This window comes from Pseudomonas sp. PONIH3 (assembly GCF_002934345.1).
Classification (GTDB): Bacteria; Pseudomonadota; Gammaproteobacteria; order Pseudomonadales; family Pseudomonadaceae; genus Aquipseudomonas; species Aquipseudomonas soli.
This window is the reverse complement of sequence record NZ_CP026386.1, coordinates 4,359,581-4,377,033: the sequence shown is the minus strand read 5'-3', so window position 1 is coordinate 4,377,033 and position 17,453 is coordinate 4,359,581. Positions and strand designations below refer to the sequence as shown.

15 protein-coding genes are annotated in these 17,453 nt (G+C 64.1%); 5 read left to right on the top strand and 10 right to left on the bottom strand.

Annotation, left to right across the window (positions count from 1 at the left end):
- Positions 1 to 153: 153 nt before the first annotated feature.
- The gene (yccS, locus tag C3F42_RS20315; protein WP_023631168.1) at positions 154 to 2,337 is read left to right on the top strand and encodes a YccS family putative transporter; all 2,184 of its coding nucleotides are present in this window, start codon (positions 154 to 156) and stop codon (positions 2,335 to 2,337) included.
- Between the two features lie 27 nt (positions 2,338 to 2,364).
- Here the strand turns inward: yccS and C3F42_RS20310 are convergent, their stop codons facing one another.
- Positions 2,365 to 3,102, bottom strand: coding sequence for an ABC transporter substrate-binding protein (locus C3F42_RS20310; RefSeq protein ID WP_104444810.1), 738 nt, complete (start codon positions 3,100 to 3,102; stop codon positions 2,365 to 2,367).
- A 211-nt stretch (positions 3,103 to 3,313) separates the two neighbouring features.
- Between C3F42_RS20310 and C3F42_RS20305 the strand changes: the two genes are divergently transcribed.
- Positions 3,314 to 3,766 (top strand): GNAT family N-acetyltransferase, encoded by a 453-nt coding sequence (locus tag C3F42_RS20305; RefSeq protein WP_104444809.1) that lies wholly within the window; start codon positions 3,314 to 3,316, stop codon positions 3,764 to 3,766.
- A 19-nt stretch (positions 3,767 to 3,785) separates the two neighbouring features.
- On the opposite strand, the gene C3F42_RS20300 is transcribed toward C3F42_RS20305, so the two are convergent.
- The 9 genes from C3F42_RS20300 to tkt all read right to left on the bottom strand — a co-directional run bounded on the left by C3F42_RS20300 (position 3,786) and on the right by tkt (position 13,169).
- Positions 3,786 to 4,088 (bottom strand): helix-turn-helix domain-containing protein, encoded by a 303-nt coding sequence (locus C3F42_RS20300; RefSeq protein WP_023631707.1) that lies wholly within the window; start codon positions 4,086 to 4,088, stop codon positions 3,786 to 3,788.
- A gap of 14 nt (positions 4,089 to 4,102) precedes the next feature.
- On the bottom strand, positions 4,103 to 4,603 hold the full coding sequence (locus C3F42_RS20295) for a M48 family metallopeptidase (RefSeq protein WP_023631708.1): 501 nt from the start codon (positions 4,601 to 4,603) through the stop codon (positions 4,103 to 4,105).
- Positions 4,604 to 4,641: 38 nt separating this feature from the next.
- Positions 4,642 to 6,759 (bottom strand): bifunctional diguanylate cyclase/phosphodiesterase, encoded by a 2,118-nt coding sequence (locus C3F42_RS20290; protein WP_023631709.1) that lies wholly within the window; start codon positions 6,757 to 6,759, stop codon positions 4,642 to 4,644.
- A 221-nt stretch (positions 6,760 to 6,980) separates the two neighbouring features.
- The gene (gene fba / locus C3F42_RS20285; RefSeq protein WP_023631710.1) at positions 6,981 to 8,045 is read right to left on the bottom strand and encodes a class II fructose-bisphosphate aldolase; all 1,065 of its coding nucleotides are present in this window, start codon (positions 8,043 to 8,045) and stop codon (positions 6,981 to 6,983) included.
- A gap of 100 nt (positions 8,046 to 8,145) precedes the next feature.
- Positions 8,146 to 8,475: an MliC family protein gene (locus C3F42_RS20280; protein WP_104444808.1), complete on the bottom strand. Its 330-nt coding sequence runs from the start codon at positions 8,473 to 8,475 to the stop codon at positions 8,146 to 8,148.
- Between the two features lie 78 nt (positions 8,476 to 8,553).
- Positions 8,554 to 8,772: a hypothetical protein gene (locus tag C3F42_RS20275; protein ID WP_031315764.1), complete on the bottom strand. Its 219-nt coding sequence runs from the start codon at positions 8,770 to 8,772 to the stop codon at positions 8,554 to 8,556.
- Between the two features lie 32 nt (positions 8,773 to 8,804).
- Positions 8,805 to 9,968 carry a phosphoglycerate kinase gene (locus C3F42_RS20270; protein WP_038706911.1) on the bottom strand — a complete coding sequence of 388 codons (1,164 nt, stop codon included), beginning with the start codon at positions 9,966 to 9,968 and terminating at the stop codon, positions 8,805 to 8,807.
- 12 nt (positions 9,969 to 9,980) lie between these two features.
- Positions 9,981 to 11,042, bottom strand: coding sequence for an erythrose-4-phosphate dehydrogenase (epd, locus tag C3F42_RS20265; protein WP_023631030.1), 1,062 nt, complete (start codon positions 11,040 to 11,042; stop codon positions 9,981 to 9,983).
- A 129-nt stretch (positions 11,043 to 11,171) separates the two neighbouring features.
- Positions 11,172 to 13,169, bottom strand: coding sequence for a transketolase (gene tkt / locus C3F42_RS20255; protein WP_104444806.1), 1,998 nt, complete (start codon positions 13,167 to 13,169; stop codon positions 11,172 to 11,174).
- A 229-nt stretch (positions 13,170 to 13,398) separates the two neighbouring features.
- On the opposite strand from tkt, the gene C3F42_RS20250 reads away from it, so the two are divergent.
- The 3 genes from C3F42_RS20250 (at position 13,399) to ligB (ending at position 17,446) form a co-directional block, all read left to right on the top strand.
- Entirely contained in the window at positions 13,399 to 14,391 is a 993-nt protein-coding gene (locus tag C3F42_RS20250) for a metalloregulator ArsR/SmtB family transcription factor (protein ID WP_104444805.1), read from the top strand.
- A 19-nt stretch (positions 14,392 to 14,410) separates the two neighbouring features.
- On the top strand, positions 14,411 to 15,601 hold the full coding sequence (metK, locus tag C3F42_RS20245) for a methionine adenosyltransferase (protein ID WP_038706913.1): 1,191 nt from the start codon (positions 14,411 to 14,413) through the stop codon (positions 15,599 to 15,601).
- A 144-nt stretch (positions 15,602 to 15,745) separates the two neighbouring features.
- Complete coding sequence (gene ligB / locus C3F42_RS20240; RefSeq protein ID WP_104444804.1) at positions 15,746 to 17,446, top strand: NAD-dependent DNA ligase LigB; 1,701 nt, start codon at positions 15,746 to 15,748, stop codon at positions 17,444 to 17,446.
- Positions 17,447 to 17,453 lie beyond the last annotated feature (7 nt).

The window sequence follows — 17,453 nt, the reverse complement described above, 5'->3', positions numbered from 1 at the left end:
CAGCAGCACGGAACGCTTCTTGCTGGTTCTGTGTTGTGAAGGGTGCGAAACCATCGCGGGGAAAGCTCGCTCCCACGTCATAACGGTGCGAGAGGGCTTGCCCCGCGATGGGGCCCCAGAGATTCTTTTTCGAATACTGCCCAGCAGGCCATCATGTCATCGAGCTCGTTCCGCCATTCATTGCGTCGCCTGTGGGGCCAAGACAAGTTCAGCTATGCCATCCGTGTGACCATCGCCCTCACCGGCAGCATGGCTTGGTGCTGGTACCAGAACGAGATGAGCCTGCTCATCCCGCTGTTCCTGGGCATCATCGCCAGCGCCCTTGCCGAGACCGACGATGGCTGGCAGGGACGCCTCAGTGCCCTGCTGGTGACCCTGGGCTGTTTCGCCGTCGCCGCGCTGTCGGTCGAGCTGTTGTTCCCCTACCCCTGGATCTTCGCGGTCGCGCTGGCCCTGGCGGCGTTCTCCCTGACCATGCTCGGAGCCTTGGGCGAACGCTATGGGGCGATCGCCTCGGCCACCTTGATCCTCTCGGTCTACACCATGATCGGTGTCGACCAGCGCGGCGGAGAGGTCAGCGATTTCTGGCACGAGCCGTTGCTGCTGGTCACGGGTGCGGCCTGGTACGGACTGCTGTCGGTGTTGTGGCAGGCGCTGTTTTCCAACCAGCCGGTGCAACAGAGCCTGGCCAGGCTGTTCTACGAGCTGGGCAGCTACCTCAAGCTCAAGGCGAGTCTGTTCGAGCCGGTCCGCACCCTCGATGTCGAGGCCACGCGCCTGGAACTGGCAAAACAGAATGGCAAGGTGGTCGCCGCGCTCAACGCTGCCAAGGAAATCATCCTGCACCGGGTCGGCAACAGCCAGCCCAACTCCAAGGTCAGCCGCTACCTCAAGCTGTACTTCCTGGCCCAGGACATCCATGAGCGGGTCAGCGCCTCGCACTACCCCTACAATGCGCTGACCGAGGCGTTTTTCCACAGCGATGTGATGTTCCGCTGCCAGCGCCTGCTGCGCAAACAGGGCTCATCCTGCCAGGAACTGGCCCGCTCGATCCGCCTGCGCCAACCCTTCGTACTCGCCAGCGGCTACCCAGAGGCCCTTGAAGACCTCAATGCCTCGCTGGAGCACCTGCGCACCCAGAACAACCCAGCCTGGCGCGGCCTGCTGCGTTCACTACGAGCCCTGGCGGCCAACCTGGCCACGCTGGACCGCCTGCTCAGCGCCGCCAGCAACCCGGACAGCCTGGCCGATGCCAGCGACAGCAGCCTGCTCGACCGCTCACCACGCAATTTCAAGGATGTGTGGAAACGCCTGCGCACCCAGCTGACGCCCACCTCGCTGCTGTTCCGCCACGCCCTGCGCCTGTCGCTGGCATTGTCGGTGGGCTATGGCATGGTCCACCTGATCCACCCGACCCAGGGCTACTGGATCATCCTCACCACGTTGTTCGTCTGCCAGCCCAACTATGGCGCGACGCGGCGCAAACTGGTGCAGCGGATCATCGGCACCGCCATCGGCCTGACCGTGGGCTGGGCGCTGTTCGACCTGTTCCCCAACCCGATCGTCCAGTCGCTGTTCGCGGTGGTCGCGGGGGTGGTGTTCTTCGTCAACCGCACCACCCGCTACACCCTGGCCACGGCGGCGATCACCCTGATGGTGCTGTTCTGCTTCAACCAGATCGGCGATGGCTACGGGCTGTTCCTGCCACGCCTGTTCGATACCCTGGTCGGCAGCCTGATCGCCATCCTCGCGGTGTTCCTGTTCCTGCCCGACTGGCAAGGCCGACGGTTGAACAAGGTACTGGCCAACACCCTCGCCTGCGCCAGCGAGTACCTGCGCCAGATCATGCAGCAATACGCCCATGGCAAGCGTGACGACCTGGCCTACCGCCTGGCCCGGCGCAATGCGCACAATGCCGACGCGGCACTGTCGACCACCCTGGCCAACATGCTCATGGAGCCAGGACATTTCCGTAAGGAGGCCGACGTCGGCTTCCGCTTCCTGGTGTTGTCACATACCTTGCTGAGTTACCTCTCGGGGCTGGGCGCGCACCGCGATACAGCGCTGCCGGCCGAAGTCCACGAGCAGTTGATCGATGGTGCCGGGCGGAGCCTGGCCAGCAGCCTGGACGAGATCGCCAATGGCCTGGCGGCACGCTTGCCGGTGGCGATCCACAGTGACGCCGAGGAGGCGCTGGCCAACGCGCTGGAACAGATGCCCGAGGAACTGGACGAGCATCAGCGCCTGGTGCAGACGCAATTGGCGCTGATCTGCCGGCAGTTGGGGCCGTTGCGGACCTTGGCCGGGCATCTGATCAAGGAAGGCCAGCCCGCCTGATTACCCGCTCCCACACCAGGAGCGGGCTCAGAAACCATGCTGGCGCATCAGGCGGGCGTAGCTGCCGTCGGCCTTCATGGTGGCGATGGCTTTTTCGAAACGCGCCACGATCTTCTTGTGCTCCGGGTGCTTGAGGCTCACCAGGATGTGCAGGCTGTTCTCGCCCAGCGGCGGCTCGACGAAGGTCACACCCTCGCGCACCTGCTGCGGCTCGCGCTGCAGGTTGTAGCGCGCCACGTATTCATCCTCCACCGCCAGGTTCACCCGCCCGGCCGCCAGCATGCGCACCGCTGATGAAAAGTTACGCACCAGTACCTTGTTCAGGCGTTCGTCGCTGTCGAATTCGGGGGAATAGGCGTAGTCGCGCACCACGGCGATGGTGTAAGGGTACAGGTCAGCCTGGCGGGCATAGGCAAAAGCCTCGCCTTCACGCTTGAGCAGGCGGATGCGGTTGACCAGGTAGGTTGCAGAGAACTGGCCGATCAGGGTGCGCTCCTGGTTGTACCAGGCATTGATCAACACATCGTAGCGCCCCTCGCCCACCCCCATCAGCGCCCTGGCCCAGGGCACCTCCTCGAACTCGGTGGCGTAGCCGGCACGGGTCAGCGCCGTGGTGACGATGCTGGTGGCCAGGCCGCCACCGGGCATGCTGGTATCGGTGAAAGGCGGCCAGCTGTCGGCCACCAGCCGCAGCTTGCCATGGGCCAGGGCAGGCCCCGCGCACAACAGTCCCAGTAATGCAAGAACGCAAAGCAGTGGCCGCATGCTCAAATCCTTTCGAAGTTGGGGGCCCACGCTGGTGACGGCGATCTCTAACTAGCAACGGAGGTTGCAGATTACACAAGCCAAATCCTGGCGGCAGCGGACGATAATGTCATTTAGCCTCTATTTTGGCCGAATCCTGGACGGCGTCATTCTCCATCGTCGTGACCGCCTGGATTTGCGATGATCGACGGTCAACCGAAGGAGACCCCCCATGTCCATCGAGTGGATCTGCAAGCACCATGGCGACCTCGCCAAGGAACAACTCTACGCCATCCTGCAACTGCGCACCGAGGTGTTCGTGGTCGAGCAACGATGCGCCTACCAGGAAGTCGACGGGCTCGATCTGCAAGGCGATACCCTGCACCTGATGGGCTGGGACGGGAACCGATTGGTGGCCTACCTGCGTTTGCTCGACCCGCAATCACACAATGGCGACGTGGTGATCGGCCGGGTGGTCACCGCCCCGTCGGCGCGTGGGGGCGGGGTGGGGCATCAGTTGCTGCTCAAGGGGCTGGAGTGCGCAGCGCACTGCTGGGCGGGGACGCCGGTGTACCTGTCGGCCCAGGCGCACCTGCAGGGCTACTACAACCGCCATGGCTTCGAGGTGGTGGGCGAGGAGTACCTCGAGGACGATATTCCGCATATCGGCATGCGCAAGGGCTGAGGGCATTGCCCCGCGACGCTCAAGGGTAGCCCAGTACGTCACGGATCTGCCGCAGGTGCTGGATGATCCACTGCTTGTCGATCGCGCCCCAGTCGTGAATCCGGTAATGCCCGGCATGGTTGCGCGCACCGGCCTGCTGCTCGAACTCGCAGATGATGTCCAGGTCGGCCAAGGCGGCGATGGTGTCCTGGGCGGTACGCCGGGGCATGCCGGTGGCCTCCATCAACGCCGGCACACTGGTGGCGGTCTGGCTGTCGATCAGCCAGGCCACGTAAAGGCGGCGGTAGAAGCTGCTGCGGGTCTTGCTCACTTCCGTGGTCATGGGGTGCTTGTCCCTCAGGTGTTGCCCGGCAGTTCCCGATAGGTCAGGTAGACGCGCAGGTCGAATTCAAGTTGATGGTAGTCCGGCTCCATGTGCTGGCAGAGCTGGTAGAACGCCTTGTTGTGATCGCGCTCCCTCAGGTGCGCCAGCTCATGCACCACGATCATGCGCAGGAACTGCGGCGCTGCCTCGCGGAACAACGAAGCGACGCGGATCTCCTTCTTGGCCTTGAGCTTGCCGCCCTGCACCCGCGATACCGCCGTGTTCAGGCCCAATGCACGGTGGGTGAGGTCCAGGCGGTTGTCGAACAGGACCTTGTCCAGTGGCGGCGCACTGCGCAGGTACTGCTGCTTGATTTCCTGGGCATAGCCGTACAGGGCCTTGTCGCTCTGCACGTCATGGCGTTCGGGATAGCGCTGGCGCAGGTAGTCGCCCAGGCGATCGCTGGCGATCATCTGGCGCACCTGTTCCTGCAGGTGCGGCGGGTAGGCTTGCAGGTAACGTAGGGCGGTCATGGCTGGCGTTCGGAACGAGAAGACGCGAGTTTAGCCAATCACGACGCCCATGGGAAAAACGCCGGGAAATCGCCAGCGGCGTCGGCAGTGAGCGGCCGGGCCACCAGGAACCCCTGCACGTAGGCGCAACCGGCGCCCTTGAGCCATTCGGCTTGGGCCCGAGTCTCGACACCCTCGGCGATTACCGTGATGTCGTAGGCCGCGCACAGGTCGATGACGCTGCGCACCAAGGCGATATCCGCCGCCGAGTCCGGCAACCGCGCGACCAGGTGGCGGTCGAGCTTGAGCGTGTCGATAGGCAGGTCGCGCAGCATGCGCAACGAGCAGTCGCCGGCGCCGAAATCGTCCAGCGCCACGCGAATGCCCAGCTCTCGCAGGCGGTGCACCTGCTTCACCGCCGCGTCGATGTTGTACATCAACGAGGTCTCGGCCACCTCCACCTCCAGCTGGGCGGGTTGCAGTTGATGCTTGTCGATCACCTGGGCCAGTTCATCGACCAACCCGGGCATGGTGAACTGGGCGCGGCTCAGGCTGATGCCCAGCACCAGCTGCGAACCAAAGCGCTCGCTCCAGGCATTGCGCTGCGCGGCGCCCTTGCGATAGATCCAGCTGGCCAGGCGGTTGATCAGACGAGCCTCCTCCAGCAGGGGAATGAACAACCCGGGCGGCACGTCGCCAACGCTGGGGTGCTGCCAGCGCAACAACGCCTCGAAGCCCCGCAAGCGGCCATCGGTGAAAGCCACCTGCGGTTGGAAGACCAGAGTGAAGTCATTCTGCTCGATGGCTGTACGCACACTGTCCTCGAGCATCAGCCGCGAGCGGGCGCGGCCATTGAGTTCCTGGTCGTAGAAGCGATACTGCTGGCGTCCGGCCTGCTTGGCCGCGTACATCGCCGCGTCGGCGGCGCGCAACAGGCCTTCCACGTTAGCGCCACAGTCCGGGTAGGTGGCAATGCCGATGCTCACCCCCAGGTTCACCTCCAGCCCATCCACCTGCTGGAAGCTCGACATACGCTCCAGCAGTTTCTCGGCGTAGCGACCGGCCTGCTCGGGGTACGGCAGGCCATCAAACAGGGCGGTAAACTCGTCGCCGCCCATACGCGCCAGCAGCGCCTCGCTGCCCAGGCATTCCTTGAGCTGGTCAGCCACCCAGCGCAGGACGGTATCGCCAGCGTCATGGCCGAGCAGATCGTTGATCCGCTTGAAACCGTCCAGGTCCATGTACATCAGGGCCTTGGCCTTGTCTGAACGCTCGTTGCGCAGCAACGCGCTTTCGGCTGTCTGGTAGAAGCCACGGCGATTGAGCAACCCGGTCAAAGGATCGGTCACTGCCTGGTACTCCAGTTGCTGGTGCAGGCTACGCACCACCGACATGTCCAGCACCGTGACCACCATGGCTTTCTGCTCGGCGGGCAAAGGCGCGCAGGACAGCGCTACGGGCACCAACTGACCACCGAGGGTGCGCAACTGGGCGTCGTGGACACGGAAGATCTGCCGCCCCAGATAGGCCTGGTAAAAGTCCGACTCAGGCCAAAGATTGGCGCAGGGGAGCTGGATCAGGTCCAGCATATGCGCGCCTTGCAGCTTCTCCACCGGCGCATCCAGGAGGCGCGAGATGGCCGGGTTGGCGAAATCGATGCTGCCCCCCTCATCCACCACCAGGATGCCCTCGGCGGCATTTTCCAGGATCGAGGCGTTGAACGCCCGCGCCGACTCCAGTTCACGGGTCAGCCGTTGCAGCATGCGCCTGTTGCGCTGCTGCTCCAGCAGAGCCTGGACCTTGGGCTTGAGTATTTGCGGGTCGAACGGTTTGAACAGGTAATCCACTGCGCCACTAGCATACCCCTTGAGCACCGCGGCGTCGGACTGCTCGTTGGCGGTCAGAAAAATAATCGGAGTCAAACGGGTGCGTTGGCTGCCGCGCATCAGGCGGGCAACCTCGAAACCGTCCATCTCGGGCATCTGCACATCGAGCAGCACCAGGTCGACCTCGTGCTCAAGCAAGGTGCTCAGGGCTTCCATCCCTGAACTGGCGGTCAATACCTGCCAATCCTGGCGGGTCAGCAGAGCCCGCATGCTGATGAGGTTCTCCGGATAGTCGTCTACGATCAGCAGAACCGAACTGCTTTCCGGTGTTTGAGAATAAGCGCCATCCATGTTGCTTCTCTTGGTAAGTCCAACTGCGACTTTTAATTGGATCCGATTGTTACTCTAGTCTCGGCATCTCAAGACGCAATGCAGGCGCATGGCCATAAGCCATCGGAACCGATCTTAGCCGACTAACGGTATAAGCGGTGGACAGCCGACGTACGAATCGGGTCTTGCGCGCACAAAAAAAGCCCGCTTCGCGGCGGGCTCTTTCGTTGAACGGTACCAGATCAGTTGATCTTGGCGGCCAGTTCGCCTTTGGCATAGCGCTGGAACATGCCTTCCAGGGAGATCGGCTTGATCTTCGAGGCGTTGCCGGCGGTGCCGAAAGCTTCGTAGCGGGCGATGCACACGTCACGCATGGCCTTGACGGTTTCACCGAAGAACTTGCGCGGGTCGAACTCGCTCGGGTTCTGCGCCATCAGGCGGCGCATGGCGCCAGTGGAGGCCAGACGCAGGTCGGTGTCGATGTTGACCTTGCGGACACCGTACTTGATGCCTTCGACGATCTCTTCGACCGGCACGCCGTAGGTCTCTTTGATGTCGCCGCCGTACTGGTTGATGATCGCCAGCCACTCTTGCGGCACCGAGGACGAGCCGTGCATCACCAGGTGGGTGTTGGGGATGCGTTTGTGGATTTCCTTGATGCGGTCGATCGCCAGCACGTCACCGGTAGGCGGCTTGGTGAACTTGTAGGCGCCGTGGCTGGTGCCGATGGCGATGGCCAGGGCATCGACCTGGGTCTTCTTGACGAAGTCGGCCGCTTCTTCCGGGTCGGTCAGCATCTGGCTGTGATCCAGCACGCCTTCGGCGCCGATGCCGTCTTCTTCACCGGCCATGCCGGTTTCCAGCGAACCCAGGCAGCCCAGCTCGCCTTCTACCGAAACGCCACAGGCGTGGGCCATGGCAACGGTCTGCTGGGTGACACGGACGTTGTACTCGTAGTCGGTCGGGGTCTTGCCGTCTTCACCCAGCGAGCCGTCCATCATCACCGAGCTGAAGCCCAGCTGGATGGAGCGCTGGCACACGTCGGGGCTGGTGCCGTGGTCCTGGTGCATGCACACCGGAATGTGCGGGAACTCTTCGATGGCCGCCAGGATCAGGTGGCGCAGGAACGGCGCACCGGCGTATTTGCGAGCGCCAGCGGAAGCCTGGACGATGACCGGGGAGTCGGTCTTGTCGGCGGCTTCCATGATCGCGCGCATCTGCTCGAGGTTGTTGACGTTGAAAGCCGGAACGCCGTAGCCGAACTCGGCGGCGTGGTCCAGCATCTGGCGCATGCTAATGAGTGCCATTGTGTATCTCTCTCCCGACAAGCGTCGTTTGTTTCGTGCAAGCCTGCCGCAGGGGCGGTTGCTGTTCAAGTAGTGTGGGCCACCTGCGCGGCCCGGCCAGTCACGGTGCCTTGCAGCCCCGCCCAATCAGATCGTTGGTCGCCACCCAATACACCAGGCCTTCGTCACCTTTGGTGTGGAAGGCCAGCATGCCATCGCTGTACAGCGCGCCGGAGGCGCCCGGCTCGGCCTTTAGCCGGTAGACCTGGTCGCCGCCACCCAGGCGTACATCGACCGCGTCCCGTTGTGCATCGGCGAAGCGCCACAGCACCTCGGCCTGGCTGTCGCAGACCCAGCGGGTCCAGTTGTCCGCCGGGGCGGGTTGGGCGGGTTGCAGCAACGAACAGCCTGCCAGGGTCGCCAGGGCCAATGCGGCCAGAAGCGCTTTCATTCAATCACTCCGCCAGGGGCTGCAAAGCAGCCCTATGTTCAAGACCACAAAACAGCCTTCAGGTTGCCTGGCGCCCGATCAAGGGCAGCCCGGCGCCTTGCGCTGGTGCTCGTCGTCGTACTTTTCCAGGCCGTCCGGGCCCAGGCGCTTGTTGATCACCGGTGCCGTCTCGGCCTGCCACTGGGACTGGTAGCAACCGCCCTTGGGCGGCTGCGCCGGGTCAGCCTCGCTGCCCGTGTTGCTGGAGCAGGCGCCCAGCAACACTGCCACGATCATCACAGGCAATTGCTTGACCATCAGGTCGCTCCCTTTGCCAGGCGCCTTCAAACTCAGGCCTTGGCCCGTTCTTCCAGGATTGCCACGGCAGGCAGGACCTTGCCCTCGACGAACTCGAGGAACGCGCCGCCACCGGTAGAAATGTAGGAGATATCGGCGCCAACGCCATACTTGTCGATGGCTGCCAGGGTGTCACCGCCACCGGCGATGGAGAATGCGGCGCTGTCGGCGATGGCCTTGGCCAGTACCTTGGTGCCGTTGCCGAACTGGTCGAATTCGAACACACCGACCGGGCCGTTCCACAGGATGGTCTGCGACGACTTCAGCAGTTCGGCGAAGTTGGCAGCGGTCTGTGGGCCGATGTCGAGGATCATGTCGTCAGCCGCCACGTCGGCGATCGCCTTGACGGTAGCTTCGGCGCTTTCAGCGAATTCCTTGGCAACCACCACGTCGACCGGCAGCGGCACATTGACCTTGGCGGCGATGGCCTTGGCGGTTTCGACCAGGTCAGCCTCGTACAGCGACTTGCCCACCGGGTGACCGGCAGCGGCGAGGAAGGTGTTGGCGATACCACCGCCGACGATCAGCAGGTCGCACACAGTGCTCAGGCTGTTCAGCACGTCCAGCTTGGTCGACACCTTGGAGCCGGCAACAATGGCCGCCATCGGCTTGGCCGGCGCCTTCAGGGCCTTGCCCAGGGCGTCCAGCTCGGCCGCCAGCAGCGGGCCGGCAGCAGCGACCTTGGCGAACTTGGCAACACCGTGGGTGGAGCCTTCGGCGCGGTGCGCGGTGCCGAACGCGTCCATGACGAACACGTCGCACAGGGCGGCGTACTTCTGCGCCAGCTCGTCGGCGTTCTTCTTCTCGCCCTTGTTGAAGCGCACGTTCTCGAACAGCACCAGGTCACCGGCCTGCACCTGAACGCCGTCGAGGTAGTCGGCGACCAGCGGCACGTCGCGGCCCAGGGCCTTGCCCAGGTAGTCGGCAACCGGCTTGAGGCTGTTCTCGGCGGAGAACTCGCCTTCGGTCGGGCGCCCCAGGTGCGAGCAGACCATTACCGCCGCGCCCTTCTCCAGGGCCAGCTTGATGGTCGGCAGCGCTGCCAGGATACGCGCATCGCTGGCGACCACGCCGTCTTTCACAGGGACGTTGAGGTCTTCGCGGATCAGTACGCGCTTACCTTGCAGGTCGAGGTCGGTCATCTTCAACACGGTCATGAATGCAGTCCTTCAGGGCTGTTTGCTGCGGGTTGGGTGGACGACGTGCAGATAGTGTTCGGCAACGTCGAGCATACGGTTGGCAAACCCCCATTCGTTGTCGAACCAGGCCAGCAGGTTCACCAGGCGGGAGCCTGAGACACGGGTCTGGCTGGCATCGACGATGGCCGAATGCGGGTCATGGTTGAAATCACAGCTGGCGTGGGGCAGCTCGGTGTAGGCCAGCAAGCCTTTTAGCGGGCCAACCAGGGCGGCCTCGCGCAACACCCGGTTGACCTCGGCCGCGCTGGTGTCGCGCGCGGTCTGCAGGGTGATGTCCAGGCACGACACGTTGACGGTTGGCACGCGTACCGCTTTGGCCTGGATTCGCCCGGCAAGTTCCGGCAGCAGGCGCTCGATGCCCCGCGCCAGACCAGTGGACACCGGAATCACCGACTGGAATGCCGAGCGCGTGCGGCGCAGGTCTTCATGGTGATAGGCGTCGATCACCGGCTGGTCGTTCATCGCCGAGTGGATGGTGGTGATCTGTACGTACTCGATGCCAAAGGCCTGGTCCAGCACCCGCAGCAGGGGCACGCCGCAGTTGGTGGTGCAGGACGCGTTCGATACCAGCAGTTCGTTGCCGGTCAGGCAACCCTGGTTGATGCCGTAGACCACCGTGGCATCGACGTCGGCTTCACTGGCCATCGGCTGCGAGAACAGCACCCGTGGCGCACCGGCATCGAGAAAACGCTGGCCGTCGGCTCGGGTGTTGTAGGCGCCAGAGCACTCCAGTACCAGGTCGACATCCAGGGCGGCCCAGTCGATGCCTTCGGGGGTGGCGCTGCGCAGCACTTTCACACAGTCGCCATTGATATGCAGACAATCGCCGTCGACTTTCACCTCACCGGGGAAACGCCCGTGGGTGGAGTCGAAGCGCGTCAGGTATTCCAGACTGGCCTGGTCGGCCAGGTCGTTCAGCGCGACGATCTCGAAACCGGCCTTCGCCCCTCGCTCGAACAGTGCGCGCAGGACACAGCGGCCGATGCGGCCGTAACCGTTGAGTGCAACTTTGTAGGGACGCGGGTGGGGCATTCGATACTCACGTGCAGGTGCGTTGAACGACCATCGCGGGGCAAGCCCGCTCCCACAAGGCACCGGGATGCCTTGTGGGAGCGGGCTTGCCCCGCGATCAGGCGGGAGGCACGGAGCCTCCCGGGTGCATCAGTCTTCCAGCAGCTCTTCAGCGGTACCCAGGATGTTGTCCAGGGTGAAGCCGAACTCCTCGAACAGCGCGGAGGCCGGTGCCGACTCGCCGTAGGTGGTCATGCCGATCACGCGACCTTCGAGGCCGACGTACTTGTACCAGAAGTCGGCATGGGCAGCCTCGATGGCGATGCGCGCACCGACTTCCAGTGGCAGGACCGACTGCTTGTAGGCAGCGTCCTGGGCATCGAACACGCTGGTGCTCGGCATCGACACGACGCGGACCTTGCGGCCCTCGGCGCTCAGCTTGTCGAACGCCTGGACGGCCAGGCCCACTTCGGAACCGGTGGCGATCAGGATCAGCTCAGGCTCGCCGGCGCAGTCCTTGAGCACGTAACCGCCACGGGCGATATCGGCGATCTGCTGGGCATTGCGATCCTGATGCTGCAGGTTCTGGCGCGAGAAGATCAGCGCCGATGGACCGTCCTTGCGCTCCAGGGCGACTTTCCAGGACACGGCGGATTCCACCGCATCGGCCGGACGCCAGGTGTCCAGGTTCGGCGTGCTGCGCAGGCTGGTCAGTTGCTCGATTGGCTGGTGGGTCGGACCGTCTTCGCCCAGGCCGATGGAGTCGTGGGTGTAGACGTGGATCACGCGCTGCTTCATCAGCGCCGACATGCGCACTGCGTTGCGGGCGTATTCCATGAACATCAGGAAGGTCGCGCCATAAGGCACCAGGCCACCGTGCAGGGCGACGCCGTTCATGATCGCGGTCATGCCGAATTCGCGCACCCCGTAGAACACGTAGTTGCCGCTGGCGTCATTGGCCTCGACACCCTTGCAACCTTTCCACAAGGTCAGGTTGGAGCCGGCCAGGTCCGCCGAACCCCCGAGGAACTCCGGCAGCAGCGGGCCGAAGGCATTCAGGGTGTTCTGGCTGGCCTTGCGGCTGGCGATGGTTTCGCCCTTGGCAGCGACTTCGTTGATGTAGGCCTGGGCCTTCTCGGAGAAGTCCGCCGGCAGGTCGCCTGCGTCACGGCGCTTGAACTCGGCAGCCAGTTCCGGGTAAGCCTTGGCATAGGCGTCGAAACGCTCGTTCCAGGCAGCTTCGGCCTTGGCGCCAGCGGCTTTGGCGTCCCACTCGGCATAGATGTCGGCCGGGATCTCGAACGGACCGTGGTTCCAGTTCAGTTCCTTGCGGGCCAGGGCGATTTCTTCGTTGCCCAGCGGTGCGCCGTGGCAGTCTTCCTTGCCCTGCTTGTTAGGCGAGCCGAAGCCGATGATGGTCTTGCAGCAGATCAGGGTCGGACGGTCGCTCTTGCGAGCGGTGTCGATGGCCATCTTGATCTCGTCGGCGTCGTGACCGTTGACGTTGCGGATCACCTGCCAGTTGTAGGCTTCGAAGCGCGCCGGGGTGTTGTCGGTGAACCAGCCGTGCACTTCGCCGTCGATGGAGATGCCGTTGTCGTCGTAGAAGGCGATCAGTTTGTTCAGGCCCAGGGTGCCGGCCAGCGAGGCGACTTCGTGGGAAATGCCTTCCATCATGCAGCCGTCGCCGAGGAACACGTAGGTGTTGTGGTCGACGATGTTGTGGCCTTCACGGTTGAACTGGGCGCCCAGCACCTTTTCCGCCAGGGCGAAGCCCACGGCGTTGGCCAGACCCTGGCCCAGGGGGCCGGTGGTGGTTTCCACGCCTGGGGTGTAGCCGAACTCCGGGTGGCCCGGGGTGCGGCTGTGCAGCTGACGGAAGGCCTTGAGGTCGTCGATGGTGACGTCGTAGCCGGTCAGGTGCAGCAGCGAATAGATGAGCATCGAGCCGTGACCGTTGGACAGCACGAAGCGGTCACGGTCGGCGAAGTTCGGGTTGCTCGGGTTGTGCTTCAGGTAGTCGCGCCAAAGCACTTCGGCGATATCCGCCATACCCATGGGGGCACCTGGGTGGCCGCTGTTGGCCTTTTGCACGGCATCCATGCTGAGGGCACGAATGGCGTTGGCACGTTCACGACGGCTGGGCATCGCTGAGTCTCCTGGGGCTTGAAAGGGTGGTGAAGCGAAAAAAGGCGACCATTTTCGCCCACAGGGGGGGCCGGGGGCAATGACGTATGGTCGCAGTCGGGCTTTTTTCCTGTGTTTGGCCTGCTTTTCACGAGAAATCCGCCTGCGAAACCACCACCCATCCAGCAATATCAAAACTTTTTGATATTGCTATTGCGACGAGAGCATCCCCTGACTAGACTCCCGCCCCATGAACCTCAATGCGCCCATCACCCCGCAACGCAGCGACGAGCTGGCCGCCCTGTGCAAGGCCGGCGGCGATCCTCTGCGCCTGAACGTGCTGCGCGCATTGGCCAACGACTCGTTCGGCGTGCTGGAGCTGGCGCAGATCTTCGACATCGGCCAGTCGGGCATGAGCCACCACCTCAAGGTACTGGCCCAGGCCGACCTGGTGGCGACCCGTCGCGAGGGCAATGCGATCTTCTACCGCCGCGCCCTGCCCGACAGTCAGCGCCTGGGTGGCCGCCTGCACACGGCGCTGCTGGAGGAAGCCGACGACCTCTCGCTGCCCGTGGACGTACAGGCACGTATCGCCCTGGTGCAACAGCGCCGCGCCGCCACCAGCCAGGACTTTTTCCAGCGCGTCGAAGAGAAATTCCGCGCCCAGCAGGACCTCATCGCCGGCTTGCCGCAGTACCGCGAAAGCCTGCTGGCATTGCTCGACAAGCTCAGCTTCGGCGTCGGCGCCAGCGCCCTGGAAGTGGGGCCTGGCGACGGCGGTTTCCTGCCTGACCTGGCGCGCCGCTTCGACCAGGTCACGGCCATGGACAACAGCCCGACCATGCTCGAGCTGGCGCGCCAGGTCTGTGAGCGCAATGCACTGAACAACGTGAACCTGCAGTTGGCCGATGCACTGGGTACAACGGATGTGGAAGCCGACTGCGTTGTGCTGAACATGGTCCTGCACCATTTCAGCGACCCGGCCCAGGCCTTGCGCCTGCTGGCCAGACGGGTGAAAGCGGGCGGCAGCCTGCTGGTCACCGAGCTGTGCAGCCATGACCAGGGGTGGGCGCGCGAAGCCTGCGGCGACCTGTGGCTTGGCTTCGAGCAGGACGACCTGGCCCGTTGGGCCAACGCGGCAGGGCTGGCCCCCGGGGACAGCCTCTACGTGGGCTTGCGTAACGGTTTTCAGATCCAGGTCCGGCATTTCCAGCGGGCCACTGGCGACATACAACATCGGTAAATTTCAGGAACCCATCGAGATGAGCGAATACTCCCTTTTCACCTCCGAGTCCGTGTCCGAAGGGCATCCGGACAAGATCGCCGACCAGATCTCCGACGCGGTGCTGGACGCCATCATCGCCCAGGACAAGTATGCCCGCGTGGCCTGCGAGACCCTGGTCAAGACCGGTGTCGCCATCATCGCCGGTGAAGTCACCACTTCGGCCTGGGTCGATCTGGAAGACCTTGTACGTAACGTGATCATCGACATCGGCTACAACAGCTCCGACGTCGGCTTCGACGGTGCCACCTGCGCCGTGATGAACATCATCGGCAAGCAGTCGGTGGACATCGCCCAGGGCGTCGACCGTTCCCGCCCGGAAGACCAGGGTGCCGGCGACCAGGGCCTGATGTTCGGCTACGCCAGCAACGAGACCGACGTGCTGATGCCGGCCCCGATCTGCTTCTCGCACCGCCTGGTCGAGCGCCAGGCCGAGGCGCGCAAGTCCAAGCTGCTGCCTTGGCTGCGCCCGGACGCCAAGTCACAGGTCACCTGCCGCTATGAAAACGGCAAGGTCGTCGGTATCGACGCGGTCGTACTGTCGACCCAGCACAACCCCGAGGTCTCGCAAAAAGACCTGCAGGAAGCGGTGATGGAGCTGATCGTCAAGCACACCCTGCCTGCCGAGCTGCTGCACAAGGGTACCCAGTACCATATCAACCCGACGGGCAACTTCATCATCGGTGGCCCGGTGGGCGACTGCGGCCTGACCGGCCGCAAGATCATCGTCGACTCCTACGGCGGCATGGCTCGCCACGGTGGTGGCGCGTTCTCCGGCAAGGACCCGTCCAAGGTCGACCGTTCCGCCGCCTACGCCGGCCGCTACGTGGCCAAGAACATCGTCGCCGCCGGCCTGGCCGAGCGTTGCGAGATCCAGGTGTCCTACGCCATCGGCGTGGCCCAGCCGACCTCCATCTCGATCAACACCTTCGGCACCGGCAAGGTCTCGGACGAGAAGATCGTGCAACTGGTGCGCGAATGCTTCGACCTGCGTCCGTACGCCATCACCACCATGCTCGACCTGCTGCACCCGATGTACCAGGAAACCGCTGCCTACGGTCACTTCGGTCGTACCCCGCAGCAGAAGACCGTGGGTGACGACACCTTCACCACCTTCACCTGGGAGCGCACCGACCGCGCCGCCGCCCTGCGCGACGCCGCCGGCCTGTAAGTCTCCTACAGCAGTAAAAGAAAGCCCCTGCCGAGCAATCGGCAGGGGCTTTTTCGTGACATATCGTCTGACAATGCGGCACGTCGCAGCGCGCAGCTGACACCTAGGCTGAGGACTCCTTACCGCCTCGCAAGGATGCCGGCCATGCCGTTGCTGCTGATACTCATGCTCCTGCCGATACTCATCGCCAGCGCACAGGCCGGCCAGTGTCCGGATTGGAGCGTATCCCAGGCGAATGCCGAAATGGCCCGGCTGGGCGAGACCCTGGCCCGCTGGGACGACCACTACCATCGTCAGGGCAAGTCATTGGTGGCCGACGAGCTCTATGACCAGAGCCGCCAGCGCCAATTGCTGCTACAGCGGTGCTTCAACCTGCCAGACGCGGCGCCCGCCCCACTGGCAAGCGCACGCGGTCCGATTGCACACCCGATCGTCCACACCGGCGTCGACAAGCTCCCTGACGAACAGGCAATGCGTCGTTGGCTGGCCGACAAACGCGATGTCTGGATACAGCCCAAGGTCGACGGCGTCGCGGTTTCCCTGGTCTACCAGAAGGGTCGGTTGGTCCGGCTGCTCAGCCGTGGCGATGGCCTCCAGGGCCATGACTGGAGCCGGCATATTCCCTCGCTCGGCGCCATCACCCGACAGCTGCCGCAGCCTGTGGACCTGGTGCTGCAAGGGGAACTGTACAAACGCCTGGAGGGCCATGTGCAGGCCCAGGCAGGCAGCCTCAACGCTCGCGGCAACGTGGCCGGGCTGATGGCACGCAAGCAGCTGGACACAGCGCTCGGCGCGAGCATCGGCCTGTTCGTCTGGGACTGGCCGCACGGGCCGCAAACCCAGGCAGAGCGTCTCGAGCGACTGGCCGCCATGGGCTTTGCCGACAGCCAGCGCTACAGCGTCGCCATCGCCAGCCCGGAGCAGGCCGCCGAGATGCGCCTGCACTGGTATCGCACCGCCCTGCCCTTCGCCACCGATGGCGTGATCCTGCGCCAGGACAGCCGCCCGCCCGCCGAACGCTGGCAGGCCAAGGCCCCTTACTGGATTGCGGCCTGGAAATACCCCTTCTCCCAGGCACTGGCCGAGGTGCGCGAAGTGCGCTTTCGCATTGGACGCACTGGCAAGGTAACCCCCATCCTGCATCTGGCGCCTGTCGAACTGGACGACCGTCAGGTTTCCCAGGTCAGCCTTGGTTCCCTGGCTCGCTGGCAGAAACTCGATATTCGCCCTGGCGACCAGGTGGCCATCAGCCTTGCCGGCCTCACCGTTCCGCGGTTTGACGACGTGGTACATCGCACGGTCGTGCGACAGCCCGTGGCCTCACCGGCTGCCGGCCAGTATGACGCCCACACTTGCTGGCGGGCTGGCGCTGGCTGCGAAGAGCAATTCATTGCCCGATTGAACTGGTTGAGCGGCAAGCAGGGGCTGGCCCTGCCAGGGATCGGACCGGGTACCTGGCGCCGACTGGTGAATGCCGGCCTGGTGACCTCCCTCGTGGACTGGCTGGAGCTCGACACCCAAGTCCTGACGAAGGTGCCGGGTCTCGGCGACGCCAGGGCCCGACAGCTTCATGACAGTTTCAGCGCGGCTCACCTGCGCTCCTTCCACCAGTGGTTGAAAGCGCTGGGCGCGCCCTTGCCTCAGGAGATGCCGCTGGAGGCCGACTGGTCGACGCTCGCAACCCGATCGGCTGACGCATGGCAAGCCTCGCCGGGGGTCGGTGGCGCAAAATCGAAACAACTCGAGGTTTTTTTTGCAACAGAAGATGTTCAAGCCCTTGCCGCGCAACTGGGCGGGTATCGTATCGCCGGTTTCCAGCACTCGAACGACACCGCCGAACAATGACGAGCGT

What these genes read in the sequence shown, in the direction of transcription:
- ligB (WP_104444804.1), top strand. Translation starts at nt 15,746, where the DNA reads ATGCCGTTGCTGCTGATACTCATGCTCCTGCCGATACTCATCGCCAGC.
- yccS (WP_023631168.1), top strand. Translation starts at nt 154, where the DNA reads ATGTCATCGAGCTCGTTCCGCCATTCATTGCGTCGCCTGTGGGGCCAA.
- C3F42_RS20270 (WP_038706911.1), bottom strand. Translation starts at nt 9,968, where the DNA reads ATGACCGTGTTGAAGATGACCGACCTCGACCTGCAAGGTAAGCGCGTA.
- C3F42_RS20280 (WP_104444808.1), bottom strand. Translation starts at nt 8,475, where the DNA reads ATGAAAGCGCTTCTGGCCGCATTGGCCCTGGCGACCCTGGCAGGCTGT.
- C3F42_RS20295 (WP_023631708.1), bottom strand. Translation starts at nt 4,603, where the DNA reads ATGACCGCCCTACGTTACCTGCAAGCCTACCCGCCGCACCTGCAGGAA.
- fba (WP_023631710.1), bottom strand. Translation starts at nt 8,045, where the DNA reads ATGGCACTCATTAGCATGCGCCAGATGCTGGACCACGCCGCCGAGTTC.
- C3F42_RS20290 (WP_023631709.1), bottom strand. Translation starts at nt 6,759, where the DNA reads ATGGATGGCGCTTATTCTCAAACACCGGAAAGCAGTTCGGTTCTGCTG.
- C3F42_RS20250 (WP_104444805.1), top strand. Translation starts at nt 13,399, where the DNA reads ATGAACCTCAATGCGCCCATCACCCCGCAACGCAGCGACGAGCTGGCC.
- C3F42_RS20310 (WP_104444810.1), bottom strand. Translation starts at nt 3,102, where the DNA reads ATGCGGCCACTGCTTTGCGTTCTTGCATTACTGGGACTGTTGTGCGCG.
- C3F42_RS20305 (WP_104444809.1), top strand. Translation starts at nt 3,314, where the DNA reads ATGTCCATCGAGTGGATCTGCAAGCACCATGGCGACCTCGCCAAGGAA.
- metK (WP_038706913.1), top strand. Translation starts at nt 14,411, where the DNA reads ATGAGCGAATACTCCCTTTTCACCTCCGAGTCCGTGTCCGAAGGGCAT.
- epd (WP_023631030.1), bottom strand. Translation starts at nt 11,042, where the DNA reads ATGCCCCACCCGCGTCCCTACAAAGTTGCACTCAACGGTTACGGCCGC.
- C3F42_RS20275 (WP_031315764.1), bottom strand. Translation starts at nt 8,772, where the DNA reads ATGGTCAAGCAATTGCCTGTGATGATCGTGGCAGTGTTGCTGGGCGCC.
- C3F42_RS20300 (WP_023631707.1), bottom strand. Translation starts at nt 4,088, where the DNA reads ATGACCACGGAAGTGAGCAAGACCCGCAGCAGCTTCTACCGCCGCCTT.
- tkt (WP_104444806.1), bottom strand. Translation starts at nt 13,169, where the DNA reads ATGCCCAGCCGTCGTGAACGTGCCAACGCCATTCGTGCCCTCAGCATG.